This window comes from Corynebacterium freiburgense (assembly GCF_030408815.1).
In the GTDB taxonomy this organism is placed as follows: domain Bacteria; phylum Actinomycetota; class Actinomycetes; order Mycobacteriales; family Mycobacteriaceae; genus Corynebacterium; species Corynebacterium freiburgense.
In genome coordinates this window covers 1,355,096-1,369,634 of sequence record NZ_CP047355.1, presented here as the reverse complement: position 1 = coordinate 1,369,634, position 14,539 = coordinate 1,355,096, and the positions used below count along the sequence as shown (strand labels likewise).

Annotated in this window: 11 protein-coding genes; all 11 read right to left on the bottom strand. The window is 48.6% G+C overall.

Going from position 1 to position 14,539, the window contains the following annotated elements; translation table 11 throughout:
- Positions 1-9: 9 nt before the first annotated feature.
- A complete protein-coding gene (locus CFREI_RS06180; RefSeq protein ID WP_035111505.1) occupies positions 10-1,611 on the bottom strand; it encodes a hypothetical protein in 1,602 nt (533 codons plus the stop codon).
- Complete coding sequence (locus CFREI_RS06175; protein WP_051255881.1) at positions 1,608-4,949, bottom strand: DUF5682 family protein; 3,342 nt, start codon at positions 4,947-4,949, stop codon at positions 1,608-1,610. Before CFREI_RS06175 ends, CFREI_RS06180 begins: the two co-directional genes overlap by 4 nt.
- Positions 4,939-6,105: an ATP-binding protein gene (locus CFREI_RS06170; RefSeq protein WP_435383907.1), complete on the bottom strand. Its 1,167-nt coding sequence runs from the start codon at positions 6,103-6,105 to the stop codon at positions 4,939-4,941. The genes CFREI_RS06175 and CFREI_RS06170 overlap by 11 nt, the downstream gene beginning before the upstream one ends.
- A gap of 191 nt (positions 6,106-6,296) precedes the next feature.
- Positions 6,297-6,896 (bottom strand): class I SAM-dependent methyltransferase, encoded by a 600-nt coding sequence (locus tag CFREI_RS06165; RefSeq protein ID WP_169719137.1) that lies wholly within the window; start codon positions 6,894-6,896, stop codon positions 6,297-6,299.
- A 55-nt stretch (positions 6,897-6,951) separates the two neighbouring features.
- Positions 6,952-7,914 (bottom strand): ribonuclease HI, encoded by a 963-nt coding sequence (locus CFREI_RS06160; protein WP_027012439.1) that lies wholly within the window; start codon positions 7,912-7,914, stop codon positions 6,952-6,954.
- Between the two features lie 668 nt (positions 7,915-8,582).
- On the bottom strand, positions 8,583-10,163 hold the full coding sequence (gene der / locus CFREI_RS06155; protein WP_027012440.1) for a ribosome biogenesis GTPase Der: 1,581 nt from the start codon (positions 10,161-10,163) through the stop codon (positions 8,583-8,585).
- A complete protein-coding gene (gene cmk / locus CFREI_RS06150) occupies positions 10,160-10,855 on the bottom strand; it encodes a (d)CMP kinase (protein WP_027012441.1) in 696 nt (231 codons plus the stop codon). Before cmk ends, der begins: the two co-directional genes overlap by 4 nt.
- Before the next feature lie 8 nt (positions 10,856-10,863).
- On the bottom strand, positions 10,864-11,763 hold the full coding sequence (locus CFREI_RS06145; RefSeq protein ID WP_027012442.1) for a pseudouridine synthase: 900 nt from the start codon (positions 11,761-11,763) through the stop codon (positions 10,864-10,866).
- A gap of 67 nt (positions 11,764-11,830) precedes the next feature.
- Positions 11,831-12,475 carry a dethiobiotin synthase gene (gene bioD, locus CFREI_RS06140; RefSeq protein ID WP_027012443.1) on the bottom strand — a complete coding sequence of 215 codons (645 nt, stop codon included), beginning with the start codon at positions 12,473-12,475 and terminating at the stop codon, positions 11,831-11,833.
- A 14-nt stretch (positions 12,476-12,489) separates the two neighbouring features.
- Positions 12,490-13,779 carry an adenosylmethionine--8-amino-7-oxononanoate transaminase gene (locus CFREI_RS06135; protein ID WP_027012444.1) on the bottom strand — a complete coding sequence of 430 codons (1,290 nt, stop codon included), beginning with the start codon at positions 13,777-13,779 and terminating at the stop codon, positions 12,490-12,492.
- A 99-nt stretch (positions 13,780-13,878) separates the two neighbouring features.
- On the bottom strand, positions 13,879-14,454 hold the full coding sequence (locus CFREI_RS06130; protein WP_027012445.1) for a DUF4240 domain-containing protein: 576 nt from the start codon (positions 14,452-14,454) through the stop codon (positions 13,879-13,881).
- Positions 14,455-14,539 lie beyond the last annotated feature (85 nt).

Genomic DNA, 14,539 nt, shown 5'->3' with positions numbered 1-14,539 from the left:
ATTCGTCGGTTAATTATTTTGACTGTAGAGTGCAAGTGCTAATGCAGGTTGCATTTGACCTGCATTGCTACCCATCTGATTAAGTAGTTTTGCTGCAAATGGAGCGCCGATGTTTTCAAGTATTTGACCATCGTATTGAATTTGCGGCAGTCTTCGTCGTATATCTTGAACACCACCAAATACAATACGTGCTAGCCATGGATCGATAATTTCACTTACTTTTCTATGCGCACTGATTTCGCTATTATTTTCAGCTTCATTCAAACTGTATTTATTTTCCAGTGTTGGTACCGGCACTTCATCAAGCCCTGGGAATATTCGGCCACTGTATTCTTCAGGTAGTTCGAATTCTTTTATGGCTGGCCAAATACTTAAAACTGTGGTGTTACGTACAAGTACTGTGCATTGGATTTGATGGTCATTGCTGATATACCGTTGGCATGCTTCAACAAGGCTGGGCAGCGCAGTTTTTCTCGCAGCGTCCAGAAACTCAAGTGTTGTTGAAGGTTGTTCCGGTGTGGTCGCAATTGTTAGGTGCTTGAGGGTTATATCGATGATTTCCCCGTCAATAAGCGTAAATTCATCACTCATTGGGATTTGACGAATCATCTCTAGTGTGACCGTTTTTCCGAGTGCCGCGCGAACTCCTTTTCCCGCGCCAATACGCCCGTCGGCTGATGCTTTTCCACCAGTAATCATCAGTACTTTTTGCGCCAATTGCGCATGGCTGCAGTGAAGATCACCGAGTCGAATTGGTCCGTGCCACACTGTTTTGACGTCAGGTATTCCTCCGGGTGGGGTTTTTGTTACGGCGAAGACATCCCCTTGGCTAGTTGCAAGCACTACATTGACCCCGGCATAGCCTGATGCGGTAATGATTGGCTCAGCAAATAGTGGTATGAACCTTCCTGCGCCAACTCCGGATTCTGCATCAAGAGTTGTATAGGCTCGTCGGGATTGACCGATAGCTGCGCGGTCGGTTGGATCGCGGTCGAGTAGGTGACAAAGTAATGCCACATGAAATACGGTCCGCGTAGCGGCCATACGGCCGATTGGCTTTCCCATGCGCATGATTTGAGAGTGTGTTGCCAAACCGGTTAATGCGCGTTCGAGCCGTGGAAGTCCGCATACACGTGCGCTTTGTACGCAAGCGAGAAGTTGCGTATGCGTTTGGATACTTAACTGGCCAAGCCCGACACGGATAATATCTTCAACAATGGTACGGGCATTCTCCACAACCTGACCGATTTGAGCAGGTGGTGGAAGCTCTTTCGCCCAAGCCGCGCCGTTATTTTGAGTTGGGGGTTTCTCCTTTATATCCGAAGGCTTATTCGGAATTTCGGATACTGTGGCTTCTCCAACTGGCGACGCCACGCATACCGCACCGATATGCGCACATTTAGGTGACAGTAAACAGTCACACTGTAGGGCGTCGTCAAGCAAAGTAACACTCGCTTGGCCGAGGATGATAGTGAGCCCGTCTTTATTGGGGTGTATCTTCCACGAGTCTGACTCTGCAGCGAGTTTTTCTGCGCGTTTCAACAATCTGGGCGGCAATTTCGAAAGTGCTTCCGCTGCGATTGTTGGATCGAGTGGTGGAAGATTTGTCATGCCAGCACCTGCCCTACCCACCGGGCCAACTGCATTGGGGAAACACTGGCTACTCGCATACCTGCCGAGGCAACCGCCTCCGCGATCCCAACGTTGTAGACGGCTTTGCCAGTATCGTCAAGCGCGGCACAGCCAATCATTTTCACACCAGACTCCGCAAGCGCCCGGATTCCACCGGTGAGTTTTTCAATGGGGCCCCATTCTTCAAAATCGCTAACTAAAATAAGCACAGTTTTATTTGGGTTTGTTACTTGAGTTGCGGCGTAGCGAACCGCCTGCGCAATATTTGTCCCTCCCCCGACTTTAATTTCTAATAGTAGTTCGAGGGGGTCTTCAGCTAATCCAGATAGATCAATAACGCTGGTATCAAAGGTAATAAAACTTACCCGGAAGGTTCGCACACCGGTCAATATTGCCGCCGTCATTGCTGCGTAAATTGTTGAAGCCTCCATGGAGCCGGAGACATCAACCAATACAATAATGTGCCAAGGAGAAATGCGCTGTTCAGGGGCTCTAAAAATTGGTGTCACAGGTACTATTTGCGGGCGACCATGAAGCTCTACAACATTTTTTAAATTGCGCCGAATAGTCAATGGCATATCGAGCTTTGCGGCTTTTCGGCGGGTCGGTTTGGCAAAGGAAATTCCGGCGAGAATTGGTGTGAGTTGTTGCGCTAATTCTTTGGAAAGTTCATCAATAATCTTTTGCACAATCGGTCGAATTTGCCGCAATTTTGATGCTGGCAATGCCCCTTTGAGGTTCAATACTGTAGTAAGTAAATCCACAGAAGGCCGAACATTTTCAGTATTTAAAGTTGTAACTACTTCGCCGCGGCCTCGCTCGGCAGCCGCTCCGAAAATCTCTTGAAGATGATCTTCACCAAATAATGCCTGGATTTCTTCAGACCATTTTCGAACCCCAAGTTGGCTTGGACCATTTCCGCCTTTACGTACCCGCCCATCTGCTTCACCGGTGGTATCTGCACCAGGCCCACCATAGAGTTCATCAAGAGCACTAGCCATCCGCGCCGCACTATCCGAAAGTGTGTCCGGTTCCGCACCTAAAATCAGGCGCCAGCGCATAATCGGTGTAAACGCAATATCGGCAAGCCCCAAAGCTTCCAGACGTTGGCGCGCCGCAATATCAGCTTTTGCATTCGACTCGAGAACAAATGGATCAATTTCCAGATGCGTATCAATTCGACCGAGTTGGTCTTGTAGATGATCCAAAAAGCGCTCACGTTCAGCAGCGGAAACAGTGTCAAATGCTCCTCGTAGCGCGGGTAGCGCTACCACAAAATGGCTATCTTCCACATTGTTTACTCGCTGAATAATCGAATCCATTGCTGGGCTATCACACCAGACACCACGCGATGCACAAAGATAACCCACTAGCCGCAGCTGGAGAATTTTTCGGCTATCTGGATGCGTGGATTGGTCGATCCAACTACCAATAAACTCGGCGGTTTTCTCATGGTCAAGCTCGTCTGTTGCAAGCGCATCTAGCACTGCGTATGCTGCGCCTTGCATAAGTGGCGATCCGGATGTTTTTACTCTTCGTAATGCGGAAAGAATACTTACTTGGTGGGTATCTATCAGCCCCCCTGCCTGGCCTAATAGACGTGCATGCTGAGGATCATCTGAACCAGCAATTCCTTGAATTTCCCGAACCACCACAGCACCCAATTGCCTAGCCAATGCTCGACATTGTTCGAGTACTTCTTCGCTTAGCATTCTCGCCGCTGGTTCACGTTTTCCAGCAACACCTGTGCACACCTCAATCGCGGAAACAGCATCTGAAAAACCTAACCGATGTAAGACGTGCTTTCGCATTGCTTCTATGGCTTGGGATAGTTCTTCACCAGCACCAACACGGGCAGAATCCTGAATCACTTTCAATATGATTTGCGGGTCAACTTCATTACGTGCAAGCTGTTCGCCAAGGCGAGCACGCAATATCGTGCTGATCGCCTGTTCTAGGCTCACACCGGAAGCACCAACCGCCGCCAGCCCTGCAGCGGTACTCGCAGAAAACACACACGATGCGGTATAACTTCGGGTTTCCAAACCACGGTTTGAACCACTCGTACGATCCGTCACATAAGGAATATTGAGTACATCTAAACGCGTAAGTATCAAGTGTCGAGCAAAGTCTTTTCCGCCTTTAAACGGGTCGACTCGGCGCTGTACGCTCGGCTGCCGTTCCTTTGAAGGAAGGCCTAAAGCCTCAAGTTGTGTTCGAGTATGTGCCTCCAAAGCTGGTACTGGTGCATCAGCTGGCAATTCACCAAAACGTTCGCCGATAAATACATTTCGCATTGCTTCTGCAATACCACGTCCACGACCAGTAATATCACCCTGGGCAAATACAGTGGTTAATGCTTCAATCGCTTCACGACGCCCCGGTGCAGGCAATTGGCGAATACGTGCAAGGTCAATTGCAAACCGGCAAGCTTCTGCTACTTCACCTGTACCAGCTGGCTCTCCAGATTTCCGAGATGTCCTTGCAACATCTGTAATCATCGAATAAACAAGCGACTCAACATCCGTTGCAGTAGTGCACTCCCAAATCTTTTGCTGCCATTGCGGATCTCGAATACCTGAAGCGTACCCAGACCTAGAATCCAATTGTGAAAAGCTATAGCGCACTATTGAAGAAGCAACATCACGTACTTGGTGTGGACGTTTTGACTCACCATCCAAAAGACCAAGGCAATGGAAGGAGCCAACAACCACCAGGGTTTCTTGGTTAAGTTCCGCTAGACATGCACGCATATGAGCTTCACGTGCGGCAGTAAAAGCATCAATATCAGACTCCGAAAGTCTTGCCCCAATACCAACAGCTAGCGCAGCGCGGCGGACATTTCGCCATGGTTCACCAATCGAGCGCGCCTCAACTTTTGTATCCCAAGATTCCTGGCCTACAAGTTCACTGACATCCACTGATACGCCGGAATTATCTTGAGGTGCATTCACTTCAAAGCGGGCACCAACCGGTAAATCGATGCAGTGGATGGGGATCCCGCGCTGTCCCGCCCACCGAATAATCGCTAATTCTGGCGAGAAATCGGCGAATGGGTAAAACGCCATCCCTTGCGTTCCAAGTTCATGGTCCGAAATCGCTACAGCAATCGGCGCTTCGGTTTCTGGGTGCCATAACCAACGCAAGAGAGGCTGCAGATCTGCCGGGAGTTCCACAGCGATTGCCTGCGGTTGAAGTTCTTCTGCGGCTTCAATAACGGCCCGCGCGCAGGCTGGCGAGTGGTGGCGTACCCCAAAATATACGTGGTGGCCTGGGGCAGTCAGGGCGTCGAGAAGCTCGGTTGGGCTAGTGGACATCCTCGCGTGCCTCCCATAAGGTGCGCCATGTACCACTTTCATCATTGTGTGTGCGCCGCCGAATCACAGCATCCCAATATGCTTGAAGACGCCCCGCATCTTTATCATCGTCCTTACGTACCGCGCCCAAAAGATGCCCGGGGATGAGCTGCAATGCCGTTGGACCGTCTGGAAAATATGAAGTTGAAAGCGCAATAGAAGATGAAATCGCCACAGCCTCTGCGGTTGACATCACTGTGCCAGGTTTCTCTACCGCCCAACCCTCTGGCGTAATACCACCCCGCAAATCCCGGAAAATAGTAACCAATGCATCAACTACCACGGCATCCACCGATCCCGGCGCCTTGGCTTCCTCCAATACCTGCTTGGTTTTTGAGGTAACTAAAGAGATTTCTGCAGCCCGATCAGCAATTGGATCAATATGTTCAAAATTAAAACGACGCTTGAGTGCAGCGCTCATTTCACTGACACCTTTATCCCGCAAGTTTGCGGTAGCAATAACACAAAACCCCTGAATCGCAGCGACCGAATGCTCCCCTAACTCCGGAATCGCCATACGCCGTTCCGAAAGGATAGGCACAATAGAATCTTGAACCTCTGGCTGGCAACGCGTAATTTCTTCAATCCGCGCGACTTTGCCGGTAGTCATGGCCTGTAGCACTGGTGAAGGCACCAAAGCTTCTTCACTGGGACCATGAGCCAATAGCATTGCATAGTTCCAGCCATAACGCAGTTGATCCTCTGTAGTTCCAGCGCTACCTTGAACAGTCAACTCTGATGAACCACAAATAGCAGCTGAAAGTAATTCTGAAAGCATAGATTTGGCAGTGCCCGGTTCACCAACAAGCATTAGGGCACGTGAACCCGCCAGGGTAACCACACATCGCTCAATAAGCGCCTTATTACCAATGAATTTTGGAGAAATATCAAGCCGTTGCGGGAGCTCGGGAAATTCTTTGCGCTTAGCTGGTGTAAGCCGCAAACCTTTTTCTCCGCAAATAAACCGAACAACCGATTGTGGTGTAAGTAGCCAGCCAGGTGGTTTCGGGCCTTGATCAAACGCGGCTAGGAATGCGAGCTCATCGGCATAGCGGGCTTCTGGTAGTGCAACTTGATGGAATTCATTCACAACTACACAAGCTACAACAACAGCCACAACCATACAGCACACTTACTGTACAAGTTTTCGAACTTTGGAAAAAGTGCAGTAAGTGCAGCATTTTTAATTGCACCCGCGTTCCCATTCCGCTACCCCCTTTGACCACCCTGGCTGAAGTAGTAGGTACGGCATAGCTTGTCATCGCAGCATTATCGCAGCCATGGATGTATGCAGAAAGAAATGGACTTCTATTTTTTACGTCCAGTGAGAATAAACATTGTGTAGTCCCGTTGACCACCGTCCGGCAGTTCCTTCACTCCATTGAACGCCGTCTCAATTCGAAGCACTTCGAACCCATGTCCAGCTACGGTATCTGCAAAAGCTTCTCGCTGGAAGCCATGATGAAACACTTCTACATTGATACCTTTATGAAAGGATTCATTGCCTGCATCCAAATCAATGACACTCAACAGTCCACCTGGTTTTAGTTTTGCCGCAAGTTGCTCGAGTACAAAATCAATATTGTCCACGTGATGCAAAACCATGGATGTATACACAGCATCTAGGCTGCTATCCGATACTTGGTCTAAAGACTCAACCGTTGTATATCGATCAGACGGGGCTTTTTGCCGGTAAATTTCCAACATATTTTCGGCCGTATCATAGCCAATATACTGTTCGGAACGATCACCAAGCGCAAACGTGAGCGACCCAGTACCACAACCGAATTCAAGTACGGTGGAAAGCTTGCTGCTTCCCCAATGATTTTGCAGTAATTCAGCCAATGCCTTAGCACGCTGCAAACTTTGTGGGGTATCCCATGTTTTAGCTTGTTCATTGAAAAACATATTCATAGTGTAATCATTGAGACAAAATCAAGACGTGTAGAGGTTGAAACGTATCTCATACCGCTAATTCGTCCCATAAATCCTGCATAATCTGACGCTCCACCCGGATTCGGTGTTTTTCTGGGATATCCCATTCAATACTGCGGCGGGTGTGCACCGCCAACCTATGAGCAGCCTCATTTAACGGATGCCCACGGTGTCCCCGAACCCAATACACGCGAATCATCCCAGTTTGTAGCAGCTGTTGTACCACGGCATTATTGTGTTGGCGGCGTCGTAATAAAACCACCGCTTGTTTACTATCGGTATATGCATGAACTTTACGCCCAGGATGCCGCCTCACAATCCTTATAAGGGCGCGAACAAGCGCGGTATATTCTGCTTCCGTAATTTTTGTACCGCGATGGATTAGCGTACTGCCATAATCACCGTGATCAGAAACCCAACCAATCGATACGGTATGAGTCGTGGTATTTTTTGATGCGTCCGTTGCCAATCGCACCGCCGGCAATTGTGAAGCTATTGCATACATTAAGGTTTTCGGCGCAATCGGTACCGTAAATTTTCTTGGCTTCACTTTGGTCACGGACGCACGTACTTGCTTCTCCAGTAGTGCAAGCGAAGTATTGAGTGAATGCGTTGCAGAAGCGCGAAGTTGGAGCGGTAATGGTTTTTGAGTCCTACTGCTACGCCAGATAACTGTTTTATCTAGCGAAAGGTAGGAACTGAAAAACACCTCGACAGCACCATGAACCAGAGCGCCAGATCGGATGGCACGTTCCGCTTCAATATGGATTTCTTGCAGTGCTTCCTGCCGAGAATCTTTTGGTACGGTTCGGTGAATCACCCGAATCCAATTTCCATTGGGAGACTCGACTGCAACTACCAATACAAGGCAGCATGTATTACCAATGACTTTCTCTGCCACCCCATCAACCACGATCCAACTGACTATTCGCCGAGGCTTTCTCTGTGCAGCTGCAATGGCAGGGTTGTGTGCAGCATTCGGCACAACCATAACGTCCATCTTACGAGGTCAGATGATGCGTATAAGGCTTTTTGGAGAAATTCCCGGGTGCAAGAACAAATCCACCAGTCCTTTGGTACGCAATGAAAGTTACAAGAAATACTTTATTTTTGCTGCCGGAAAACCTTATTTTTTGGAATCAACAGTTCTTGATTTTCGTATTTTTCACCCCCTGGAAATCTCATAATTTGATTTGATACTCGACGAAACCCCATTGTTGCCTCTATAGTAAGGGCGTTAGCATCCAACCTACGAAAGGCACTTCATCTTATGGAACTAACATCAATCATTGAATTCCTTAAGCTCATCGGCTCCGTTTTCTCCCTGTTCAACCTGCTGAATGGCACCGAACTGAGCGCAGGCGACGCAGCACTGAGCGCCTAATAATTCTACCTTTCACAGAGGCTTTAAAGGTCCCTTGAATATTCAAGGGACCTTTTGGTTTTCAACCCATTACGTAAAATAGAGAAAGCTCTCCGGTTCACAGCCTTCTTATTATGATCTTTACAGATAATGAAGGTAAGGAACCGAACGGTAGTTTGTACACTACAGAGCAATAAATTTGCACTTGACTTTCGAGTCGAAGGGGGTGTCGTACGCTGTAGCAAACCGATGCTTACCTCGTGTTCTTACAAGGATGCCGCCACCCCCCTGTCGTGCTATTTCCTCCAGTTTCGCTTTTCCCGAACACGTACAGCAATACGTACCGGCGAACCCACGAAACCAAATGATTCACGGAATTTCCGTTCAAGGTATCGACGATACCCAGCATCAAGGAATCCAGTAGTAAACAAAACAATAACAGGTGGTTGGGTTGAAGCCTGAGTGGCAAATAGTACTCTGGGGACCCTTCCACCACGCATTGGAGGTGGATTCTGTGCAATCACACCGCGCAACCAATTATTCAGCTGTCCAGTAGATACTCGGGAATCCCAAGACTCTAGAGCCTCAATCATCGCGGGTTCTAGTTTTTGCAGTGCTCGACCGGTTTTAGCGGAAATATTAACTCGCCGCGCCCAAGAAATATGGGCTAGTTGTTGATCAATTTCGCGTTCGAGTAGGTCACGGCGATCTTCATCCACAAGATCCCATTTGTTGTAGGCAATCACGAGTGCCTTGCCGGCATCAACAATCATGCCAAGCACTTTTTGGTCTTGTTCACTAATATTTTCGGAGGCATCGATCAGAAAAATGCAAACCTCGGCGGCATCAATCGCACCGCGGGTCCGTAACGAAGCATAATACTCATGCCCAACCGCATTTTTCACTTTTTTACGCAGACCAGCAGTATCAATAAACTTCCATAGCTGCTGATCAAGCTGCACGAGTGAGTCGACAGGATCGACCGTAGTGCCAGCAACGTTATCAACTACAGAACGCTCCTCACCAGCTATTTTATTAAGTAGCGATGATTTACCAACGTTTGGTTTTCCTACAAGTGCAACACGTCTTGGACCTGATGTGATCGAGCTCGTTCGAGGTGTTTCAGGGAACGACGCCACCACCGTATCAAGAAGGTCTCCACCACCGCGCCCATGAAGTGCAGACACTGGATAGGGGTCGCCAAGCCCAAGTCCCCAAAATTCGGCCATATCTCCATACTGCGAATCAGAGTCAAACTTATTGGCCACTAGAATCACAGGGACTTCGGCCTTTTGTAGTCTGCGGGCCATAACCTGGTCTGTTTCAGTAATTCCTACAGTGGTGTCCACGACAAAAACAATTACATCGGCAGTAGCCATAGCGGTCTCTGCTTGCCGAGCAATCGCTGCATGGATTCCCTTGGCGTCCGGATCCCAACCACCTGTGTCCTGCACCCAGAATCGACGGCCATTCCAATCGGCAATATAGGACACTCGGTCACGAGTTACGCCAGGCACATCCTCCACCACGGCTTCGCGTCGCTGCAAAATGCGATTGACCAATGATGATTTACCAACATTTGGGCGGCCTACAATCGCTACGGTACATAAGGCCTCTTCAACGTGCTTCTCAATTCCAAAAGCACGTTCCAGTTCTTCCCAGTCATTATCGCCATAGGTTTCCCCAAAATCAGCTTCACCAAATTCAGTGTCATCGAATTCGGCTTCATCAAAATCTTCGGGTAAATAATCCCTGGTTGCATACCCACCACCAGCGACTTCAACTTCTTCTTCAATAAAGCCTTTGTCTGCGGAAATCTCCCCACCATGCGTATGGTAAACAAACTGAGTTTCTTCTTCATGGTTGTGCTGGCTCACTGTTGCGAATTCCTTTCCGCCGACGTTGCAGCTAGCTCAATAACGGTATTAATGACTTCTTGCAAACTTAATTCCGAAGTATCAAGGTGTATCGCATCATCGGCAGGCCGCAATGGTGATGCTGCGCGGCTGGAATCAAGGTCATCTCGACGTTCAATCTCTCGAAGAATAGTTAAATAATCGACGTCGCGCCCTGCCGCTGTATCTTGTCGATACCGACGGTCTGCTCGAACTTCTGCCGATGCAGTCATATAGATCTTTAATGGCGCCTCAGGAAAAACCACTGTCCCAATATCGCGTCCTTCAACCACACACCGTCCAGCTTTAAAAGCGAGATTGCGTTGGAGTGCAACAAGGTTCTTTCGTACTTCAGGGATCGCCGATACGGCCGAAACATGCGCTGTGACTTCGCTGCCGCGAATTTCATCGGAAACATCTAAACCATCAAGAAGTACCGATGTAGCAGATGGATCATGATGTATTTCAAATGGTATTTCAGTGGTTGCGTCAATCACGGCTGGCGTATCTGCGGGATCAATTCCTTTGCGCAAAATGTGCAGCGTAGCCACACGGTACATTGCACCAGTATCCAGGTATTGTGCATGTAGTTGTTGTGCAACAGCTCTGCATACTGTGGACTTTCCAGTTCCAGATGGGCCATCTACCGCAATAATCAGTCCGCCATTGGGCATATTTTCAATCACATTCCCACCGCCTTATACAGACTTGTAAGTTCTGCGTTATTAAGCGCGCGAATCGCGCCTGGGGTTTGCTCACCCAATTGCACCGTATGAATCTTTGTTCGCACTAGACGTTCTACTGGATATCCAGCTTCTTTAAGCATGCGGCGCACAATGTGTTTACGTCCTTCATGGAGTTCTACTCGGACAATTGACTTGCCTTGCCAAGTATCCACAACTTGCGCATAGTCAGCTTTTGCAAGTCCGTCTTCCAGCTCAATACCTTCCCTAAGCTTACGAACAAGAGCACGGTCCGCTTCGCCTACTACGGTGGCTAGATAAGTTTTTGCTACTTCGTATTTCGGATGCATAAGGCGGTTTGCCAGCTCACCGTCATTTGTGAGTAGCAAAAGTCCTTCGGTTGCGGCATCAAGCCGCCCCACATGGAAAAGACGCTGCCCAGCATCGAGTTTTTCCCCGACAATATCGCCCACGCAGGGACGACCCATATCATCGTGCATAGTGCACTGCACACCACGAGGCTTATTAAGCACAAAATAGACCATATCCTCGTTAATTCGCACGCGTGCACCGTCAACACGAACAATTGCGGTATTCGGGTCAATACGCATACCCTGAACGGTAACAACTTTGCCATTGACCTCAACGCGGCCGGCGTCGATAAGTTTTTCGGCCATTCGGCGAGATGCCACCCCAGCTTGGGCAAGCACTTTTTGGAGCCGCACACCTTCCCCTTCGGTGCGTTCCACATTGCGGTTTCGATCCACGTGTTGGTGGCGCGCAGGCTTGGCTTTTGAAACATAAATATCTGCTGCGCGTTGGCGATCCTTTTGGGGGCGCCGTTGTAGACGTTTATTCTTTTTTTCCGGTGTGCCGTCTCGGCGAGCGGGTGGAGTCACAGGCGTGTCCAATCTGTATATGGTTATGTAAATCGCCCTCCACCCTAACCCATCAATCCTGGTTGGATCAATATCCAGGGATTCTAATTTTTGCGGCAATTTGAGCGAACTCCGCTGCGGAGAATTCCCCTGCCCCTGCCGGTAAGCACCCTAATAGCGGCACTCTGGTCACACGTGGAAGCTCGGCAATATTAAGCATTGTGGCTAAATCAGGTTCTGCAGGCAATACACCACCAATCAGACCCAGAATCCGCAGTTTGCGCCTACGTGCAGCTTCTACGGTAAGTTCTGCCGCATTAAGTGAGCCAAGACCCAATGAAGTCACAATAACCACATCAGCATCAAGCTCTGCGGCAAGATCTGCAATGGTCCAGTCTTCGGCCATGCGTACTAATAGTCCTCCAGCGCCCTCAATAATAGGCGTTGTATTTCCGGTATTAAGTTCACGGATTTTCATAGCGACGTCACGGAGTTCAAGCTGCTCCATATTAGCCCTTTGAGCTGCTATATTCGGCGCCAATGGCTCAGGATACCGAATAAATTCTGTACCGAGTACTCCAGTAAGACGTTCGATCGTCACAATATCCCCGGATCCATCTGGCTCACCTGTCTGGATTGGCTTAATAGGCAATGCCTGCGGAATTCGCGCAACTAATGCCGCCGTTGCGATGGTTTTACCCACATCAGTATTAGTTCCAGTAACAATAATCATGTTCGGTCTTTCTTTTAAGCTAGTGCTGCTTTGACTGCGGCTATTACTCCGCGGCAAATCCTTGCTATTTCATCGGGCGTGCAAATAAACGGCGGCATGCAATAGATCAAACGGCCGAATGGTCGAAGCCACACGCCTTCCGCAATAGCCGCCGCAGTCGCAGCGGACATATCAACTGGGTGCTCCATTTCCACTACTCCAATTGCGCCAAGCACACGTACATCTCGAACGCCGATGTGATCTTGAAGCGGTTGGAGCCCTTGAACGAGCAATTGTTCAATCATTGCTACTTGTTGCCGCCACTCCCCTTGTCTCACGATTTCTAATGCTGCACTCGCTACAGCACAACCTAACGGGTTCGCCATAAATGTCGGTCCATGCATCAGGGCGCCGCCGCCGGTTGGCTTTTGAATCGCCTGAGCTACGGTTTCGGTTGTTAATGTAGCGGCAAGTGACATAAAGCCACCCGTAAGCGCTTTGCCCACACACATAATGTCCGCAGAAATATCTTCAGATGCGAATAGTTTTCCAGTGCGGCCAAACCCCGTGGCTATTTCGTCCACAATCAACAGCAAGCCGTGCCGATCACAAATTGCGCGAATACTATGTAGTAGTTCGAGATCATGAAACCGCATTCCGCCAGCGCCCTGCACAATAGGCTCAATAATTACTGCAGCATGTGAGGGGTCTATAAGCGCTTCAAATTCACTGAGATAGCGTTGAATTACTGATTGGTCGACACCTCTCGGTGGTGGAATTGGGGCAAAACTGTGTTGCGGAAGAATCCCAGCCCACAGTGAATGCATTCCACCATCTGGATCGCACACACTCATTGGGGCTAACGTATCGCCATGATAGCCACCGCGCCATGTGACAAATCGACAACGCTCACCATGGCCAATACCACGTTGATATTGCAGCGCCATTTTCATAGCAACTTCGACAGCAACTGAACCTGAATCAACAAAAAAGACTTTGGAAAAATGTGCTGGCACAAGATCAAGTAAGACCCTTGCTAATTGAACAGCAGGTTGGTGGGTTAAACCACCGAACATTACATGGCTCATTTTGCTAATTTGCTCGTGCGCGGCTGCAACAAGTTTTGGATGATTATGCCCGTGTGCCACCGCCCACCAACTACTCATAGCATCGATAAGTGGAGTGCCGCAGTGCGTTATTATGTATGCTCCTGCTGCCCGATCGATAAGACGCGGATCCATTGGCGCAGGAGTAGAACTATACGGATGCCATATATGGGCCTGGTCAAATGAAATTAATGCATTGGCTTCTTCTTCAGTCAACATTGTTCAACTATATAATAACCACATTAATTCCAAGCAAAAATCAAAAAATTAAACAACATTTACATTCGGTTTTCATTACATGTTAGCCGGGAATGCGCTTTACCCACCGTACCAAGCACTGTGTCGTTGCAAGTACAATGCCAACCCCGGAAATGCGCGGCATATTTCGACCCCAGCCCGTGGCAATTCCACCTCTTTGCTCGAAAAATCATAGTCTAAATCTGGAAAGTTTTCACAGGCCAAATCCCGAATCTTGGTATCTTCACCTCGATCAGTTACATAGAGCAACTGCTCACCACCACCATCAGACCACACTGTATCTAGCACTGATAGCGGCAGATCCATAATGGTGTTGATATTTTGCTGAATGCTTTTAACAAATTCAACTCCCTGCAAGACAATCCAACAACGGAAGTACAGGAAATTATCGTCAGAAATATAGCTATCCACTGTAAGTGTCGAATTTTTGCCGGTAATTTTATTGAAGGTGAGGATATAGAGTTCGGCTACCTCTCGGGTTTCTAAATTATATAGTTCAGAGCGAAGCACATGTTCAAATTCCAGCAAGTCGGCTTGCTGCCATGTATCTAATACTGCGCTGATCGTCTCAGTATGCAAATCTGGATTGTATGGCTTGGGGCGGGTTTGTTCAATCGTGGTCCAAAATTTTTTCATATCGGGCTCTCCTATCAACGGAATCGGTGTTTTTATTTTAGAAAACCAGGTGTAACTTCACCGCTAGAAGTTCCGTTCATTTTTT

Bases quoted from the DNA above. Each gene is read 5' to 3' on its own strand.
- CFREI_RS06180 (WP_035111505.1), bottom strand. From the start codon at position 1,611: ATGACAAATCTTCCACCACTCGATCCAACAATCGCAGCGGAAGCACTT.
- CFREI_RS06175 (WP_051255881.1), bottom strand. From the start codon at position 4,949: ATGTCCACTAGCCCAACCGAGCTTCTCGACGCCCTGACTGCCCCAGGC.
- CFREI_RS06165 (WP_169719137.1), bottom strand. From the start codon at position 6,896: ATGTTTTTCAATGAACAAGCTAAAACATGGGATACCCCACAAAGTTTG.
- CFREI_RS06160 (WP_027012439.1), bottom strand. From the start codon at position 7,914: ATGGTTGTGCCGAATGCTGCACACAACCCTGCCATTGCAGCTGCACAG.
- cmk (WP_027012441.1), bottom strand. From the start codon at position 10,855: ATGCCCAATGGCGGACTGATTATTGCGGTAGATGGCCCATCTGGAACT.
- bioD (WP_027012443.1), bottom strand. From the start codon at position 12,475: ATGATTATTGTTACTGGAACTAATACTGATGTGGGTAAAACCATCGCA.
- CFREI_RS06135 (WP_027012444.1), bottom strand. From the start codon at position 13,779: ATGTTGACTGAAGAAGAAGCCAATGCATTAATTTCATTTGACCAGGCC.
- CFREI_RS06130 (WP_027012445.1), bottom strand. From the start codon at position 14,454: ATGAAAAAATTTTGGACCACGATTGAACAAACCCGCCCCAAGCCATAC.